Source organism: Tabrizicola sp. T46, from assembly GCF_057219895.1.
In genome coordinates this window covers 504,154-519,804 of the sequence record NZ_JBXVVV010000001.1, presented here as the reverse complement: position 1 = coordinate 519,804, position 15,651 = coordinate 504,154, and the positions used below count along the sequence as shown (strand labels likewise).

Annotated in this window: 15 protein-coding genes; 6 read left to right on the top strand and 9 right to left on the bottom strand. The window is 67.9% G+C overall.

Going from position 1 to position 15,651, the window contains the following annotated elements; translation table 11 throughout:
• Positions 1-2,073: a 3'-5' exonuclease gene (locus AC2D9V_RS02690; protein ID WP_484712491.1), complete on the top strand. Its 2,073-nt coding sequence runs from the start codon at positions 1-3 to the stop codon at positions 2,071-2,073.
• A 2-nt stretch (positions 2,074-2,075) separates the two neighbouring features.
• On the opposite strand, the gene AC2D9V_RS02685 is transcribed toward AC2D9V_RS02690, so the two are convergent.
• Both AC2D9V_RS02685 and AC2D9V_RS02680 read right to left on the bottom strand, forming a co-directional pair.
• The gene (locus tag AC2D9V_RS02685) at positions 2,076-3,089 is read right to left on the bottom strand and encodes a YcjF family protein (RefSeq protein ID WP_484712490.1); all 1,014 of its coding nucleotides are present in this window, start codon (positions 3,087-3,089) and stop codon (positions 2,076-2,078) included.
• The gene (locus tag AC2D9V_RS02680) at positions 3,086-4,501 is read right to left on the bottom strand and encodes a YcjX family GTP-binding protein (RefSeq protein WP_484712489.1); all 1,416 of its coding nucleotides are present in this window, start codon (positions 4,499-4,501) and stop codon (positions 3,086-3,088) included. The genes AC2D9V_RS02685 and AC2D9V_RS02680 overlap by 4 nt, the downstream gene beginning before the upstream one ends.
• Before the next feature lie 209 nt (positions 4,502-4,710).
• Here AC2D9V_RS02680 and truA point away from each other — a divergent pair, with 209 nt between their 5' ends.
• Positions 4,711-5,517, top strand: a complete 807-nt coding sequence (gene truA, locus AC2D9V_RS02675) for a tRNA pseudouridine(38-40) synthase TruA (RefSeq protein ID WP_484712488.1) — start codon at positions 4,711-4,713, stop codon at positions 5,515-5,517.
• 123 nt (positions 5,518-5,640) lie between these two features.
• On the opposite strand, the gene pth is transcribed toward truA, so the two are convergent.
• Both pth and AC2D9V_RS02665 read right to left on the bottom strand, forming a co-directional pair.
• Positions 5,641-6,336 carry an aminoacyl-tRNA hydrolase gene (pth, locus tag AC2D9V_RS02670; protein WP_484712487.1) on the bottom strand — a complete coding sequence of 232 codons (696 nt, stop codon included), beginning with the start codon at positions 6,334-6,336 and terminating at the stop codon, positions 5,641-5,643.
• 196 nt (positions 6,337-6,532) lie between these two features.
• Positions 6,533-7,138 carry a 50S ribosomal protein L25/general stress protein Ctc gene (locus AC2D9V_RS02665; protein WP_484712486.1) on the bottom strand — a complete coding sequence of 202 codons (606 nt, stop codon included), beginning with the start codon at positions 7,136-7,138 and terminating at the stop codon, positions 6,533-6,535.
• A 234-nt stretch (positions 7,139-7,372) separates the two neighbouring features.
• Here AC2D9V_RS02665 and AC2D9V_RS02660 point away from each other — a divergent pair, with 234 nt between their 5' ends.
• Positions 7,373-8,518, top strand: coding sequence for an MFS transporter (locus AC2D9V_RS02660; RefSeq protein ID WP_484712485.1), 1,146 nt, complete (start codon positions 7,373-7,375; stop codon positions 8,516-8,518).
• On the opposite strand, the gene AC2D9V_RS02655 is transcribed toward AC2D9V_RS02660, so the two are convergent.
• From AC2D9V_RS02655 to AC2D9V_RS02635, 5 genes are read right to left on the bottom strand one after another with little or no spacing between them, the layout of a single operon-like run.
• Complete coding sequence (locus tag AC2D9V_RS02655; protein ID WP_484712484.1) at positions 8,506-10,089, bottom strand: 5-guanidino-2-oxopentanoate decarboxylase; 1,584 nt, start codon at positions 10,087-10,089, stop codon at positions 8,506-8,508. The genes AC2D9V_RS02660 and AC2D9V_RS02655 overlap by 13 nt on opposite strands.
• Positions 10,086-11,273: a pyridoxal phosphate-dependent aminotransferase gene (locus tag AC2D9V_RS02650; RefSeq protein ID WP_484712483.1), complete on the bottom strand. Its 1,188-nt coding sequence runs from the start codon at positions 11,271-11,273 to the stop codon at positions 10,086-10,088. The genes AC2D9V_RS02655 and AC2D9V_RS02650 overlap by 4 nt, the downstream gene beginning before the upstream one ends.
• Complete coding sequence (locus tag AC2D9V_RS02645) at positions 11,270-11,929, bottom strand: TetR/AcrR family transcriptional regulator (RefSeq protein ID WP_484712482.1); 660 nt, start codon at positions 11,927-11,929, stop codon at positions 11,270-11,272. The genes AC2D9V_RS02650 and AC2D9V_RS02645 overlap by 4 nt, the downstream gene beginning before the upstream one ends.
• Before the next feature lie 51 nt (positions 11,930-11,980).
• Positions 11,981-12,916, bottom strand: a complete 936-nt coding sequence (locus AC2D9V_RS02640) for a cation diffusion facilitator family transporter (protein WP_484712481.1) — start codon at positions 12,914-12,916, stop codon at positions 11,981-11,983.
• The gene (locus AC2D9V_RS02635) at positions 12,900-13,493 is read right to left on the bottom strand and encodes an SH3 domain-containing protein (RefSeq protein ID WP_484712480.1); all 594 of its coding nucleotides are present in this window, start codon (positions 13,491-13,493) and stop codon (positions 12,900-12,902) included. The genes AC2D9V_RS02640 and AC2D9V_RS02635 overlap by 17 nt, the downstream gene beginning before the upstream one ends.
• A 126-nt stretch (positions 13,494-13,619) precedes the next feature.
• Between AC2D9V_RS02635 and AC2D9V_RS02630 the strand changes: the two genes are divergently transcribed.
• The 3 genes from AC2D9V_RS02630 (at position 13,620) to AC2D9V_RS02620 (ending at position 15,537) form a co-directional block, all read left to right on the top strand.
• Positions 13,620-14,606, top strand: a complete 987-nt coding sequence (locus AC2D9V_RS02630) for a 2-hydroxyacid dehydrogenase (protein WP_484712479.1) — start codon at positions 13,620-13,622, stop codon at positions 14,604-14,606.
• 154 nt (positions 14,607-14,760) lie between these two features.
• Positions 14,761-15,003, top strand: coding sequence for a hypothetical protein (locus AC2D9V_RS02625; protein WP_484712478.1), 243 nt, complete (start codon positions 14,761-14,763; stop codon positions 15,001-15,003).
• Between the two features lie 285 nt (positions 15,004-15,288).
• Entirely contained in the window at positions 15,289-15,537 is a 249-nt protein-coding gene (locus AC2D9V_RS02620; RefSeq protein WP_484712477.1) for a hypothetical protein, read from the top strand.
• Positions 15,538-15,651 lie beyond the last annotated feature (114 nt).

Below are 15,651 nucleotides of genomic sequence, written 5' to 3'. Positions count from 1 at the left end.
ATGCTGACCCGCCTTTCCCTTCGGCTGCGGGTCTTCCTGATCTTTGCGGGCCTCGCGGCGGCGGTGATCGCGGCAACCATCGTCGGGCTTTGGCTGGGTTATACCCGGCTGGGTGATCCGGGCGCGGCGCAGGGCTTTGTGCAGGCCGGTGTCCTTGCAAGCTTTGCCGCGCTGGGGCTGGTGGCCTGGGTCTGGTATCTCTTCGACCTCAACGTGGCGAAACCCATCGAGACGCTCTCCGGCGCCCTTCGCGCGCGGGCGCATGCCGATGTCGATGCAACTATGGATGCCACCATCGCGCGCTATCTGGGCGACCTTGCACCCGCAGCCGAGGCCGCCGCCCTCAGCCTCTCGGAAACCCGCAGCGCGCTGGCCGAGGCCGTCGCGCGTGAGACTCAGCGCCTTGGGGCGGAAAAGGCCCGGCTCGAGGCGCTTCTGTCGGACGTGCCGGTGGGCGTGATCCTGTGTTCGGCGGACCACGGGCTGGTCTTTTACAACGGTCCTGCGGCGGATGTGATCGGGGCTGGCCGGGCTGGCGGGCTTGAGGCCGGGCTCGACCGCAAGCTCTTCGACTACCTCCATGCCGCCCCCTTGCGGGACGCTCTGGACCGTCTTCGGGCTACGGGCGACATGGATGCCGCCTCCGACCTCCTTTGCACCACGACCGCCGGTGCCCGCGTCCTTGCGGCGCGGATGCGTCTTCTGGGGACAGGCCCGGGCGATGGCTACGTGCTGACCCTGCGCGACATCACCGGCGACATGGCTAGTGAGGCGCGGCGCGAAGCGATGCTGGAAAACGCGCTCGACGGGCTGCGCCGCCCGGCCGCCGCGCTTGCGACCCTGGTCGGCGTGATGCCCGAAGATGCCCTTCCCGCCCCGATGGCCCAGGCCCTCCGGTCCGAGACCGCGCGCCTCTCTCAGGCCGTGACCCGCTTTGGCGAGGCCCGTGACGAAGGGCGGGGCGACGCCGGTGTCCTGCCGCCGACCCGCGCCTCGGACCTTGCCAAGGGTCTTGCCGCGCGGCTTTCGGCGGATGGCATCCCGATCCGGGCCGAGGCTGCGGACCTGATCCTGTCCTGCAACGGATTCGAGCTGATCATGCTTCTTGCGGTCCTTGCCCGGAAGGTCGCCGACCGGGCCGGTGGATCACTTGTGCTCAAGGTCGAAGAAGAAGACAGCGGCGCCGCCATCCGCCTGTGCTGGCAGGGTCCCCGCGCGGGCGTGGGCGAACTGGACGGCTGGCTTTCCGGCGTCTTGTCGGATGACGTGCCCGACCGCACCGCGCAGATGGTGCTTGCCGCCCATGCGACCGAGATCTGGCCCGAGGTCCTGCCCGATGGCAGCGCCGCGATCTGCCTGCCGATCCGCCGTGCCCGCCGCGCCGTCGCCCGGCCAAAGCCGGTGGCACGGAAGGTCGTCTACGATTTCGACCTTCTGTCCCCCGCCCGCAGCGACAGGCTGGCGGATGCCGCACTGGATCGGCTGACCTATGTGGTCTTCGACAGCGAGACGACGGGCCTGAACCCGCAAGGAGGGGACGAGCTTGTGCAGCTTGCTGCCGTCCGCATCGTCAATGGCCGTCGGGTGGAGGGTGAGGTTTTCGACACCTTGGTCAATCCGGGCCGTCCGATCCCGCCGGTTTCGACCAGCGTACATGGCATCACCGATGCCATGGTGGCTGACGCTCCGCCGGTGGCCGAGGTGGTCCGCGCCTTCCACAAGTTTGCCGAAGGCGCGGTGCTGATCGCCCACAACGCCCCCTTCGACATGGAATTCCTGCGCCGGATGGAAGGGCCGCTTGGCCTCACCTTCGACATGCCGGTGCTGGATACGGTGCTGCTCTCAGCCGTGGTCTACGGGCAGCACGAGGTGCACAGCCTTGATGCCCTGACCCATCGTCTGGGGATCACCATTCCCGAAGAGGCCCGGCATACGGCCATTGGCGATACCGTCGCCACCGCGGATGCCTTCCTGAAGCTGGTCCCCGCATTGAACGGTCGTGGCTTCCGCTCTTTTGGAGAGGTTCTGGCCGAGGTCAGAAAGCACGGGCGCCTGCTCAAGGACCTGAACTGAGGTCAGCCGTCCTTCGCCTCACGCATGCCGGCACTGAAGACGCCGGTCAGCGCGCGGGAGATCAGGGACGAGACCTGCGGCCGGTCGAGCGTGCGGAACGGCAGGGGCCGGCAAAGCTCCATCGCGGCGACCCCGACCCGCGCGGTCAATGCGCCGTTGACCACGCCTTCGCCAAAGCGGCGCGACAATTTGGACAGGACCCCGCCCCCGGCGACCGAGCCGATCATGTCGTCGGTCAAGGCCAGCGCCCCGGCGGCCAGGAGTGAGGCGAAGACCCGCCGCAGGATCCGAAAGTTGCCGAAGCTGCCCGACCTTCCGCCGTAGATCTCGGCGATCTGGCGGATCATCCGCAGGTTTGCGACAAGTGAGGCCGCGACATCGGCCAGCGCGATCGGCACCAGTGCCGTGACCGTCGCCACCTGCCGGGCGGCGCTTTCCACCGAAGCCCGGGCGCGGGCGTCGAGGGTCGTCATGAGCTCGCGCTCGGCCAGGGCAAGAAGGGCGTCGGCATCCATCACCTCGGCCTCGCGTTCGGCAAGGCGGGCGCGGCCCCAGGCAGTGTCGGGGCGACTAGAGTAGAGACGGGTCAGGTCGGCCACCACGCGCCGCGCGGACGGAAGGTCGGCGGCGGCATGGGCGGCCTCGGCCCGGATCCGCAAGCTGTCCAGCCGGGCAAGGCGGGCAAAGGCGGCCCATTCCCGGAAGGCAAGGATCAGCGCGGCCAGAAGGGCAAGAGAAACAAGGCCAAAGGCGATCCAGCCCAGGATGATGTTCTGGGTCAGTAGGTCGGTCACGAATTCCCAGGCTGCGACCGACAGGACGAAGAGGAAAAGCGAGCCGAAGGCCCAGGCGGCAAAGCGGCCGAGGGCCGAGCCGCGCGTCTGCGACAGGCTGGCGATGGTCTGCATCGCCTGGCCTTCGGGCAGGATGTCGGGGACCGGGGGCGCGGCGGCGGGATCGACGCTTTCGTCGATCTCCTGCAGGAACGGTTTCCGGGCCTTGGGCGGGACGGTCACAGCAGGTCTCCGATCAGGAACTCGACGGCGCGGTCCAGCCGGATATGCGGCGGCCCCTCGCCCGGGCGCAGGGTCAGGCGGGCGGGGGCAAAGGCCATCAGGTTGTAGTCCGCGTCAAGCCAGGCCTCGGCCCCCTCGCGCGCGGGGGCGAGGAGGTGGGCCGGATCGGTTGGCAGGGTGCCGGGATACATCACCGCGGGCTTGCCGGTGGAAAGGAGGGTGCCCTTGACTGCGGGCAGGGTCTCGCCGTCACGGACCACCGTTTCCTCCACCGTGGCGCGGAGGGAGGCCAAAGAGAGCGCGTCGGTCCGGGCGCCTGAAAAGTCGGCGCGCGACTTCGCCTCGGCCAGCAGGGCGGCGGTGATCGCGGTCAGGGCGGGGTGCTGCTCGTGATGGAGGTGGTCGGCCTTGGTGGCGGCGAAGAGGATGCGCTCCACCCTTCTTCCGCCGAAGAGAGAGGTCAGCCAGCTGTTCCGGCCCGGGCGGAAGGCCCCCAGCACCTCGGCGAGCGTCCGGCGCAGGTCCTCGACCGCGCGTGGGCCCTGATGGACCGCGGTCAGGACGTCGGCCAGCACGATCTGCCGGTCGATCCGGGCGAAGTGGTCGCGAAAGAACGGGCGGACCACTTTGGACTTGTAGGCCTCATACCGCCGCTCCATCTCGCGCCAGAGGCTGGAGCGACCGGTTGTTGCGGGCTTCGGCAGGGGGGCGAAGGTCAGAACGGGCGACCCGGCAAGGTCGCCGGGCAGGAGGAACCGGCCCGGGGTCACGTCGATCCGCCCCGCGTCGCGGGCGGCGGCGAGGGTGGCGGTGTAGGCCTCGGCCAGGTGGCGGGCCTTCGCTTCGTCGAGGCGGAGGGCCCCGTCCTCGGCCCGGGCAAGGGCGACGAAATCGGCGGCTTCGGGGCGCTTCGCAAGCCGGGTGAGGGTGGCCTCGGACCACTGGTCGAAGGTCTGGTCGAGAAGGGCGAGGTCAAGGAGCCATTCGCCGGGGTAATCGACGATATCGAGGTGCAGGGTCTGTGGTCCGCGCCACGACGAAAGGAAGCCACCCGGCTGGACCCGGAAGGAAAGCCGAAGCTCCGAGATCGCGCGGGTCGAGGCGGGCCAGCGGGGCTGGTCGCCGGTCAGGGCGGCGAGGTGCGCCTCGAAATCGAAGCGGGGGAGGGTGACATCGGGCTGGGGCTGGAGGTAGACCGCCTCGATCCGCCCTTCGGCCTGCGCCTGAAGCTGGGTCATCCGCCCCCGGTTCAAAAGGTTCGCGACCAGCGAGGTGATGAAGACGGTCTTCCCGGCGCGGGAGAGGCCGGTCACGCCGAGACGGACGGTGGTGTCGAAGAAGGTCTCGGACAGCGTGGCCCCGGCCCCTTCGATCCCCCGGGAGATGCCGTCCGTCAGTCCCGAGATTGCCAAGGCCCGTCCCTTTCGTTCGTGGTGGCGAAGATAGAGGCCGGGGGCCGGGAAGGGAAGCCGGATGGGTGGGGCCGGCGAAACCTATCCGGAAAGCCGGGTGACCACAGTGGTCAAATCAGGAATATATAATGATTACATATTGTTATATTCGCGCGTAAAGGATTTGGAAAGGATTGCACCACGTCCCCCATCCGGGGTAGGGAGGGGCCATGCCGCGCTTTGCCCTGAAGATCGACTATGACGGCGGCCCCTTCGCGGGCTGGCAGCGGCAGGCGGGCGGCCTGCCGTCGGTGCAGGGCGCGGTGGAGGCGGCGCTGGGCAGGCTGGAGCCCGGACCCCATACGATTGCCGCAGCAGGGCGCACCGATGCGGGGGTCCATGCGACCGCGCAGGTCGCCCATGTCGACCTTGCCCGCGCCTGGGACCCGTTCCGCCTTGCCTCGGCGCTGAACGCGCATCTTCGGCCCGATCCGGTGGCGATCATCGCCTGTGCGCGGGTGGCGGACGACTTTCACGCCCGGTTTTCGGCGACGGGGCGACAGTATCTGTTCCGCCTCGTCGCCCGCCGCGCGCCGGTCACGCATGACCGGGGACTGGTCTGGCAGGTGCTGAACCCGCTGGACCTAGAGGCGGTGCGGGCGGGGGCGGCGGAACTGGTGGGGCATCACGACTTTACCACTTTCCGGTCGACGCTTTGCCAGTCGAAGAGTCCGGTGAAGACGCTGGACCGGATCGAGGTGACCGAGCACGCCTATCCGGGCGGAGTCGAGTACCGCTTCGAGCTTGCGGCGCGGAGTTTCCTGCACAACCAGGTGAGATCCATCGTCGGCACGCTGGAGCGGGTGGGGGCGGGGGCCTGGTCCCCCGCTGACGTAGCGGCGGCGCTGGAGGCGCGGGACCGGGCGGCCTGCGGGCCGGTCGCCCCGCCGCAGGGGCTGTACCTGGTGGGGGTGAGCTATCCGGCGGACCCGTTTACGGGGCCTCAGCCGCACAAGGCAAGGTCATCCCGGTCCTGATCCTGATACCCCAGGGTGCCCGGAGTTTTCGAAAACTCCGGCGCGTTTCCTTCAAAGGAAACGACCCGATTTCTTCGAAGAAATCGGTCTTGAACCGTCCGAGCAAGAGGATCTCGACCAAGGTCACCGGAAGCGGTCCAGAAGCCTTTGCATCGGGCTACGGGTATCCTCGGTGGCTTTCGGCGGTTCCGGGGCGGGGGCCCTGGGGGCGGGTGCAGGCTCTGGCCGTTCGGCCGAGGTCGAGGACCTGGGCGGCGCGGTGCGGAGCGCGACGGCATTCATGAACTTCTGCCCGTCGCCTGCCGCCAATGCCGGAGCACCTTCGGAGATGCCGCGGAGAAGGTCCTCGAGCCAGTCCTGGTCGGCCTTGGCGAAGTCATGCAGGACATAGGCCGCCACGGCATCCTTGTGGCCGGGGTGACCGATGCCCAGGCGGACGCGGGCGTAATCGTCGCCGAGATGGCCGTGGATCGAGCGCAGCCCGTTGTGCCCGGCATGGCCGCCGCCCTGCTTCAGGCGCAGCTTGCCGGGGGCAAGGTCCAGTTCGTCGTGGAAGACGGTCAGGTCGGCGAGGGGGAGCTTCCAGAAGGCGACGGCGGCCTGCACCGACTGGCCGGAGAGGTTCATGAAGGTCTCGGGCTTCAGAAGCGCCACCTTTTCGGTCCCGAGGCGGCCTTCGCTGACAAGCCCCTGGAAGGCCTTGCGCCAGGGGGAAAACCCGTGGTCGGCGGCGATGCGGTCCAGCGCCATGAAGCCGATGTTGTGCCGGTTGCCCGCGTATTTCGGCCCGGGATTGCCGAGGCCCACGAAGAGTTTCACCTGACGGTCCCCGCCGTTGCTGCCTGCCGGATATAGGCCGGAAGGACGGGACGCTCAACTGTGCAGCCGCTCCTCGTGCGGCTTCGCCTTCTCGTCGCCGGGGTGCGAGGCGCGCCTGGAAGGCGACGATGCGTTGTTCCGGAAATGCAACGGGGGGCCCGAAGGCCCCCCGCGCATTTCGGTTCGGTCAGCCGCCTCAGGCGGTGGCTTCGGCGTTCTCTTCCGAGACGAGGCCCGACGGTGCCGCGACGTTGGCGATCACGAAGTTCCGCGCGATGGTCGGTTTGACGCCGGCCGGAAGCTCGATGTCGTTGATGTGGATGACGTCGCCGATCTTCTTGCCGGTCAGGTCGACCGTGATGTGATCGGGGATGTCCCCGGCGGTGACTTCAAGCTCGACCTCGGGGCGGACCACGGTAAGGGTACCGCCGCGCTTGAGGCCAGGGGAAGCCTCGTGGTTGATGAAGGTCACGTGGATGAACAGCTCGATCCGGCTGTCATCGTGGATGCGCATGAAATCGACATGCGTCGGCAGATCCTTGACCACGTCGCGCTGGACGCCACGGCAGATGACGTGGACGTCGGGCTGGCCTTCGACCTTGAGGTTGAAGAGCGACTGCAGGAAGCGGCCCTGCCGCAGCTTGGTCAGGAGGTAGTTGTATTTCATCTTGATGGCGACCGGTTCCTGACCGTCGCCATAGATGATGCCGGGTACGTAGCCGTCACGACGGGCTTGACGGGCGGCCCCCTTGCCTGTCCCCGTCCGTACCTCGGCGTTAAGATCGATGATCTCGCGTGCCATGGTTCTTCTCCACTATAAGTCCGCCATCCTCCAAGGGTGCATGGCGCGACCGGGGGCCTATAGCGGGGAATCGGTGGGAAGGAAAGCGGGAAGTTCCGCGTGTCGTTTTCAGCGGGCGCGGGGGTCGCGGCGGGACTGGAGGCGGGGCTGCGGGCAGGCTAGACCGGCCTTGCGCCGGGTGACCCTGCCCTGCCCCCCCGGAAGGGGAGGAATGGCGCAGGAGTCCCGAGCCGCATGTCGTCCCTTGCCACCCTTGCCTATTCCCGCCCCGCGCTGGCGGCCTTCGGGGCGATGGGGGTGCTCTGGGGCACCTTCGCGGCGGTGCTGCCGGACCTGAAGGCGATGCTGGGGGTGGACGAGGCGGGCCTGGGCCTTCTGATCTTCTTCACGCCGATCGCGGCGATCACGGCGATGCTTCTGGCCCCGGCCTTCGGAGCGGCGCTGGGGCGGGCGGCGCTGCCGCTGGCGGTTTTCCTGATGGCGCTGGCCTTTGCCCTGCCGGGGCAGGCGAGTGCCGTGTGGATGTTTCCGCTCGCCATGGCCTGCGCCGGGGCGGCGACCGGGCTGACCGATGTCCTGATGAACGCGCGCGTGGCGGCGATGGAGACGCAGCGGCAGATCCACCTGATGAACCTGGCCCATGCGGTCTATTCCTTCGGCTATGCCGGGGGCGCGATCCTGACCGGGTTGATGCGCGGGGCAGGCTGGGCGCCGGCTTGGGTCATGGGAACGATGGCGGGCGTGGGCATCCTTTGCGCGCTGATGACGCTGGAAGCGGACGGGCGCATCCACGGCCTGAGAAAGCCGAAGGACGGCAGCGCCCTGCCGCTTGGGCTGGTGCCGGTCATCGGCGGGGGCATCGTGATGATCGCCTTCATGACCGAGAACGCGGCCGAGAACTGGTCGGCGCTGCATATCGAGCAGACGCTGGGGGGCAGCCCCGAGGAAGGCGCGCTGGGGCCGGCGGCGCTGGCGCTGACCATGGGCTTTGCCCGGCTGGGCGGGCAGTGGCTGGCGGGGCGGATCGATCCCTACACGCTGTTGAAGACGGGCGCCGTGATAGCGGCCTTTGGCGCGCTGATCGCGTCGCAGGCCGGTGGCCCGATGGAGGCCTACGCGGGCTTCATCATCATGGGTATCGGGGCATCGGTCCTTGCTCCTACGGCCTTTTCGGTCGTTGGGCAGGAGAGCGCCCCCGAAGCGCGGGCGCGGGCCATCGCCCGGGCGACGCAGCTGGGCTACCTTGGGTACTTCCTCGGCCCGCCGCTTCTGGGGCTGATCGCGGGCACCTTCGGGCTGCGCTTTGCCTTCGTCTGGGCGGCGGGAGTGCTGGGGCTGTTGTTCCTGCTGGTACCGCTTCTGGCGCGTCAGCGTACCTGAATCTCGAGGAACCGGGGGCCATCCTGCGGGGTGGCCAGCATCTCGGCCAGCTCGGCTGCATCCTGCTGGATCTGCGCGAAGGGCATGCCGCAGGCGGCGGCGAAATCCTCCATCTCGAGGGGCGAGGGGTTGCAGCCCAGGATCACGGGGACCTTCGCCTGTTCCATCGACTCGGCGATCTCGCGGAAGCCGGCGTTGTTCCAGACGATGTAGGTGATGGGGAGTTTCTCATCCACGGCGGTGCGGAGCTCACCGGGTGAGAACTGGAGGCCGCCGTCGCCGATGAGGCAGATCACCGGCGTGCCGGGTGCGGCGATGGCGGCGCCGACGGCAGCGCCGGGGGCATAGCCGAGGGCACCATAGCCGGTTGCGGCGTTGAACCAGCCGCCGGGGCGGTCGTGGTCATAGTAGAGGTTCGCGGCATAGACCGGCTGGGTGCTGTCGCCCACGATGATCGCTTTCGGGGTGGCGGCGCGGATCGCCTCGACGATCTCGAGCTGGCCGGGCATCGCGGCGGACAGGCCCGGAAGCTCGGCCCGGGCGGCGACGCGGGCGGCCTCAGCCCGGGCGGCGCCGTTGCGGTTGGCGGGCAGCATCATCGGCAAGAGGGCGGCCATCATCGGCCCCGCATCGGCCTTGATCGGCATCTTCGCTGGGTGGCGGGCGAGCTGGTCGGCGCAGATGTCGATGCGTATCATGTCGGACAGGTCCGGCACGCCGCCCTTGGCATAGACGTCGTAGTCGGTCGGCCCAAGTTCCGTCCCGATGGCAAGCACCTGGTCCGCCGCGGCGATCAGGCTGCGGACGGAGGGCAGGCTGGGCGAGGCGGGCACGCATAGCCGGTGGTCGTGGAGTGCACCGCGTGCGTTCGCGGTCAGGATCACCGGGGCGTCCAGCAGCTCGGCCAGCTTGCGAAGCTCGTCATGCGCGCCGCGCGTGCCGCCGCCGGCAAGGATGACGACCCGCTCGGCGTTGTTGAGCGCGGCGGCGATGCTGCGGATGCGGCCAAGGGGCAGTGGGACCGCCGACCCGCCAAGCGACGGGGGCGGCAGGGCGGGGCAGGGCTGGCCCATCATGTTGGTGGAAATCTGGATATGCGCGGGACCGGGACGGCCAGCGGTCATGGCGGCGAAGGCGCGGTCAAGGACATCGCCCAGCTTCTTCGGATCGGTCACCGTCTCGGTATGGCAGAGGGTCGCGACCATTGCGCCCTGGTCGGGAAGCTCGTGCAACCGTCCCCAGCCCTTGCCCAGCGTGTCGCTGCGTCCAAGGCCGGAAACGACGAGCATCGGCACGGAATCTGCGCGGGCCTGGGCCATGGCGGTCAGCGTGTTGGTGAGGCCCGGGCCGGTGATGACGAAGGCCACCCCCGGCTTACCCGAGACGCGGGCGTAGCCGTCGGCCATGAAGCCCGCGCCCTGTTCATGGCGGGGCGTGACATGGCGGATCTTGTCGCCGGCCGCGGCCAGACCCCGGTAAAGCTCGATCGTGTGAACGCCGGGGATGCCGAAGACGGTATCAACGCAGCGCGCGATAAGACCCTCGACCAGACGGATGCCGACGGTGGTCATGCTGCATTCCCCAGAATGGCGGCCGCATGTGCGGCGATACGGTTGGCGGCTTCGGTGGTGCGGTCGTCGGGTTGGGTCAGCGACAGGCGAAGCCAGCCCGAAAGGCCCGCGCCGAAGCTTTCCCCGGGCATGACGGCGACCTTCTGACGCTCAAGCAGGCTGATGGCAAACTCTTCTCCTGAAAGCCCGGTCGCGCGGATATCCAGAAGCGCGAACATCCCGGCTTCGGGCTGGTTGACGTAAATCCCGTTCACTCCAGCCAAGCGTTCCGCGAGCAGGCCGGCGCGGCGGGCGAAGCGTTCGGTCATCCCGGCTGCGACCGGTGAGGGTTTGGAAACTGCAAGGGCCGTCATGTCTGCGATGAAGGGTTGGCTGCCAAAAAGCATGGTTTCTGAAAGTGGGAGCAGGCGTTCGCAGAATTCGGCCGGTCCGACGCACCAGCCCGAGCGAAAGCCGGGGGCGGCGTGCGACTTCGAGATCGAGGAGGCGACGACCACCCGTTCGGCCAGATCGGCGAAGTCGAGCGGCGAGGCGAAGCTGACCCCAGGGAAGATCATGTCTTCATAGACCTCGTCCGACAGGATCCAGAGGTCGTGCTTGCGGGCAAGCTCTCCCAGTGCGCGGATGTCGTCGGGGCGCAGGACCGCGCCTGTGGGGTTGTGCGGGGTGTTGAGGAAAAGGACGCGCGAACGTGGCGTGATCCGCTGCGCCACATCTTCGGCCTGCATCCGGAAGCCGTGTTCGGGCCGGAGTGGCACCGGGACCGTCTTCGCCCCTGTCTGTGCGATCAGGCCCTCGTATGTTGCATACATCGGGTCGCCGATCAGCACCTCGTCCCCGGCCTCGGCCAGGGTGCGGAGGATGGCGTAAAGCGTGGTTTGCGTTCCAGGCAGGCACATCACCTGGTCGGTGCCGATGGGGCGCCCGCGCCGGGCGGTGTAGCGGGCGGCAAGGGCGGCAACGACGCCGGGCTCGCCGCGCCCGTTGGAATAGCCGGTCCGCCCCGCGCGCATCGCCGCATGGGCCTTGTCAAGGAACACCTCAGGCGTTGGCACGTCCGGCTCGCCGATGGTCAGTTCGATGATCTCTTCGCCGGCGGCTTTCATCGCGCGGGCGCGGGCGTGCACGGCCCATTTCGCGCCGCCAAGGCCAGCGAGGCGATCGGTGACGGAGGCGTATTTCATGTCGGCATCTTCCGCGGTTGGGTCAGGAGTGAGTCATGGGCGCCAAGATCGACCCCGACGATCGCACCCACGGACTTCAGGCCAAGGGCAACGATCTCGCCCTCGGCGAAGGCATGGGGGAGGAGCGAGCCTTCGACCCATAGCCCGTCGATCACGGCATTGCAGGCGATCGCCTCGCCCCGGATCTGCGCGGCAGGCACCTCGCGTGGGAGGGCGGAGATCAGCCGCTCAAGGATGTCACGGTAGGCGGTATAGGCGGCCTCGTGCACCGAGAGGAGTTCGGCATCGCCGCGCACCTTGTGCATGTAGCCGGCCCAAAGCACGACCGCCCCACCATCGAGGACCGGAGGGGTCAGTGAGGCGGCAACGAAGGCGGCCAGGCGTTCCTCGGGCGATGCACCGACGCTTTCCAGCGCTTCCGATCCCTTCAGGGTCATCCCGTCCATCAGGGCGCGGTAGGCCGCCCGGGTCAGTTCGTCCTTGGTCTGGAAGTAGTGCCGGATCAATCCTGCGGTAACCCCGGCCCGCGCCGCGATGGCGCGCACGGTTGCCGCCTCGGGCCCCCCTTCGGCGACAAGGCTTTGGGTGGCCGTGATAAGGTCGGCGCGGCGCATTTCCTGGCTTTCGCGACGATAGGTGCGGCGACCGGTGTCCATGGAGCGTTTCCTGTTATACAGGCGCACAATTCACGCGTCCGCAGGGAAGAGTCAAGCTTGCTCGGGCGGTTTGGGGGCCTTGTCCCGGTCGAAGACATCCTTGTGGATGATGACATCGGTCTGGGGGAAGCGCCGGATGATCTCACGCCTCAGGCTTGCGCCGATGGCATGGGCGTCGCGCAGGGACTGGTCGCCATCAAGCTCGATGTGGAGATTGATGAAGATCCGGCTGCCGGCTGTGCGGGTCTTCAGGTCGTGAAAGTCGCGCACGCCGGGCCAGTCGCGTGCGATCTCGGCGATCCCGGCCAGAATTGCCGGGTCAGCGGAGCGGTCCATCAGCGCGTCCCAGGCGGCCTTGCCGATCCTGACGGCGCCCAGCAGCATGAAGACCGCGGCACCAAGGGCGATGATCGAATCGACCGAGCCCATCCCGAAGCGGCTGGAGGCCCAGAGCGCGATCAGCGCCCCCACCCCAGGGACAAGGTCGCCGAGGTAATGCAGCCGGTCGGCCGCGACCACGCGGTTGCCGGTGGCCCGGGCGACGCGGCCCTGCCACCAGACGAGCGCGAGCGTCAGAAGGATGGAAACCAGCATGATCGCCATGCCCCAGCCTTCGGCCTGAAGCCGGGTCGGTTCGGGGGAGAGCAGGCGGTCAACCGCCCCCCAGCCGATCACCACGGCTGCGACGACGATGAAGGCGGCCTGCGCCAGCGCGGCAAGATCCTCGGCCGAGGTGTGGCCGAAAGCGTGGTCCTCATCCGCCGGACGCGCGGCATAGATGATTGCCGCGGCGGCACCGAGCGACATCATCAGGTCGATCGCGCTGTCGGCGGCCGAGGCGGCAATGGAGAGGGCCCCGGTTTCCGCCAGCGCCCAGAGCTTGAGCGCGACGAGCGTGGCCGAGACGGCGACCGAGGCGAAGCCGGCGGAAAAGGTCAGCCGATTGCGCTGGCCGGGGGCGGTGGGTGCCTCAGTCGAAGACTTCATCGGCATTCACGCCCCAGATCGCGGACTTCCGCACCCAGCCGCGCTGTCCTTCCAGCGCGATGCGGCACCAGTCCGGCTGGCATTCGAGGATGCGCCCGATGACGCCGGTTTCCGCCTGCGCCACGACTGTCCCGTCGTCGGACGGGCTGTTGCGGAACTCGGCCATGTCAAGGGTCACAAGCGCGGTCCGCGACCCCGAGAGCAACGAATAGTGCACCCAGCCGCCAGCACCTTCGACATCTTCGACACGCCGCCAGTTCTCGAATTCGGCGGTGATACGAAGCGGCATGCCGGACCGGGTGAAGACCCAGTCGATCCGGTGGGTGAGGCCAGGGCCGCGGCGGGCGTTGCCTTCGCTGCCCTTCAGCGACACGAAACGCGGCAAGGGCAGGTTCGTCACGCAGCCGAAGCCGGGCTGGCAGGGCTTTTCCTTTGTCTCGGTGACAGTAGCGCCAGTGGAATCGGCTGCGACCCGCGGCTCTGCGCCCTCGACCGGCGCGGTTTCCTGCGCGGTGGCGGGCAGCCCAAAGGACAGCGTCGCCACCAGCACCGCAAGAACCGCACCCGTCCGCTTCATCCCGTTCCGCCCTGCAAGCTGCCGCCCGAAGCCTCCCGCCGCCCCTTTCCCGGGGCTTGTGCTGCGCGCAGCTTTGCTTACCTTGCCCCAAGGACGCCGGATTTGGAAGTGTCGGAGGGAACGATCATGCCAGTGGCACGCCTTTCGGTGGTGGTGACGCGGCGGCTGCCCGAGGTGGTCGAGACCCGGATGAAGGAGCTGTTCGACGTCGAACTGCGCGATCCCGACGTGGCGATGACGCGCGAGGAACTGGCAGCGGCCATGCGGCGGGCCGATGTTCTGGTGCCGACGATCACCGACACGATCGACGCGGGCCTGCTGGCACAGGCCGGTGACCGGCTGAAACTTATCGCAAGCTATGGCGCGGGGTTCGACCATATCGATGTCGCGACGGCCCGGCAGCGGGGGATCCTGGTGTCGAACACCCCCGGCGTGGTGACCGAGGATACCGCCGACATGGTCATGGCGCTGCTTCTTGCGGTCACGCGGCGCATTCCGCAGGGGTTGCAGTTGATGCAGTCTGGCCAGTGGCAGGGCTGGTCACCGATGGCGAACCTTGGCGGTCGGCTGGGCGGGCGGCGGCTGGGCATCCTTGGCATGGGGCGGATCGGGCAGGCGGTGGCGCGGCGGGCGCAGGCCTTCGGTCTGCAGGTCCATTACCACAACCGCAAGCGCCTGCGCCCCGAGGTCGAGGACCCGCTGGAAGCGACGTACTGGGAAAGCCTGGACCAGATGCTGGCGCGGATGGACATCCTGTCGATCAACTGCCCGCACACACCGGCGACCTTCCACCTTCTGAACGCGCGCCGGCTGAAGCTGATGAAACCCTCTGCCGTGGTGGTGAACACCTCGCGCGGCGAGGTCGTGGATGAAAACGCCCTGACCCGCGCGCTGCGGGCAGGCGAGCTGGCCGGGGCGGGGCTTGATGTCTACGAGCATGGCACCGACATCAATCCGCGGCTGCGCGAGTTGCCGAACGTCGTCCTTCTGCCCCACATGGGGTCTGCCACGATCGAGGGTCGAATCGAGATGGGCGAGAAGGTGATTATCAACATAAAGACCTTCGCAGATGGCCACCGGCCCCCGGACCAGGTGGTGCCCGGTATGGTCTGAGGGCCCGAATCGGGCAACATTGTGCCAATCCTGCAACGCTGCCGGATTGCCGTCCGTGACGGGTTCGTTAGCTGTTGAAGGCCCTCACACGCCTAAGTAGGTTTTGCGGGTGCCCTGCCAGTTTCGGTGGGAACGAACACATGTGGAGAACACCATGAAGAAACTCGTTGCTTCGGTGCTGGCGCTCAGCGTCTTCACCTCGGCCGCCATGGCCGGCGGCCCCGTCGTCGTCGTCGAAGAGCCGACCCCTGTCGTTGAAGAGCAGGCTGGCACCTCGGGCGGCATCCTTCCGCTGCTCCTGGTTGGCATCGCGCTCTGCGTCGCTCTCTGCGGCGGCGATGACGATGATGAGCCGGTCGCGACCACGCCGGCGCCTTCGCCTGCTCCGGTTCAGTAATCCAATTTAGCGGCGAGCTGCCCGCCTTGCGGGCGAACTTGCGGTTTAAATGCCGGGACAATCTCGTCCCGGCATTTTCAGTTTTTACCGTCATTTCGTCCAATCAAGGCATTTGCCTTGCCAGGTCAGCTGTAAGGCGTGCCCAAAGGTCAGGCCGAAATGCCACAGACCGGCGTTGAGAATGGTCGCCGCTGCGATTCCGTTTGTCTGCGCTTGATTGTGGGCATACCGTCACAAGCACGTGTGCCGCGTCTGTCGGTGCCAGCCTTGTCTCATGGAGATGTCATGAAAAACGTTCTTGCCTCTGTCCTTGCAGCCTCTGTCCTGCTGTCCGCCTCGCTTGCCCATGCCGGCGGCCCGGTGGTTGTCGTCGAAGAGCCGACCCCCGTCGTGGAAGAGCAGGCCGGCACTTCGGGCGGCATCCTGCCGCTGCTGCTGGTTGGCATCGCGCTCTGCGTCGCGCTTTGCGGCGGCGATGACGATGATGAGCCGGTTGCAACCACGCCTGCGCCGGCTCCGTCGACGAACTTCTAAGCCATCCAACCTAGAAACTGCCCGCAGCGCGCAGTTGCGTGGCAGTGTTGCCGGGGCGGAGTTATCTGTCCCGGCAATTTCTTGGCCGTGAGGCACTGTGACTTGGTCCCGCAA

What these genes read in the sequence shown, in the direction of transcription:
- AC2D9V_RS02690 (WP_484712491.1), top strand. Translation starts at nt 1, where the DNA reads ATGCTGACCCGCCTTTCCCTTCGGCTGCGGGTCTTCCTGATCTTTGCG.
- truA (WP_484712488.1), top strand. Translation starts at nt 4,711, where the DNA reads ATGCCGCGCTTTGCCCTGAAGATCGACTATGACGGCGGCCCCTTCGCG.
- AC2D9V_RS02665 (WP_484712486.1), bottom strand. Translation starts at nt 7,138, where the DNA reads ATGGCACGCGAGATCATCGATCTTAACGCCGAGGTACGGACGGGGACA.
- AC2D9V_RS02660 (WP_484712485.1), top strand. Translation starts at nt 7,373, where the DNA reads ATGTCGTCCCTTGCCACCCTTGCCTATTCCCGCCCCGCGCTGGCGGCC.
- AC2D9V_RS02655 (WP_484712484.1), bottom strand. Translation starts at nt 10,089, where the DNA reads ATGACCACCGTCGGCATCCGTCTGGTCGAGGGTCTTATCGCGCGCTGC.
- AC2D9V_RS02650 (WP_484712483.1), bottom strand. Translation starts at nt 11,273, where the DNA reads ATGAAATACGCCTCCGTCACCGATCGCCTCGCTGGCCTTGGCGGCGCG.
- AC2D9V_RS02645 (WP_484712482.1), bottom strand. Translation starts at nt 11,929, where the DNA reads ATGGACACCGGTCGCCGCACCTATCGTCGCGAAAGCCAGGAAATGCGC.
- AC2D9V_RS02640 (WP_484712481.1), bottom strand. Translation starts at nt 12,916, where the DNA reads ATGAAGTCTTCGACTGAGGCACCCACCGCCCCCGGCCAGCGCAATCGG.
- AC2D9V_RS02635 (WP_484712480.1), bottom strand. Translation starts at nt 13,493, where the DNA reads ATGAAGCGGACGGGTGCGGTTCTTGCGGTGCTGGTGGCGACGCTGTCC.
- AC2D9V_RS02630 (WP_484712479.1), top strand. Translation starts at nt 13,620, where the DNA reads ATGCCAGTGGCACGCCTTTCGGTGGTGGTGACGCGGCGGCTGCCCGAG.
- AC2D9V_RS02625 (WP_484712478.1), top strand. Translation starts at nt 14,761, where the DNA reads ATGAAGAAACTCGTTGCTTCGGTGCTGGCGCTCAGCGTCTTCACCTCG.
- AC2D9V_RS02620 (WP_484712477.1), top strand. Translation starts at nt 15,289, where the DNA reads ATGAAAAACGTTCTTGCCTCTGTCCTTGCAGCCTCTGTCCTGCTGTCC.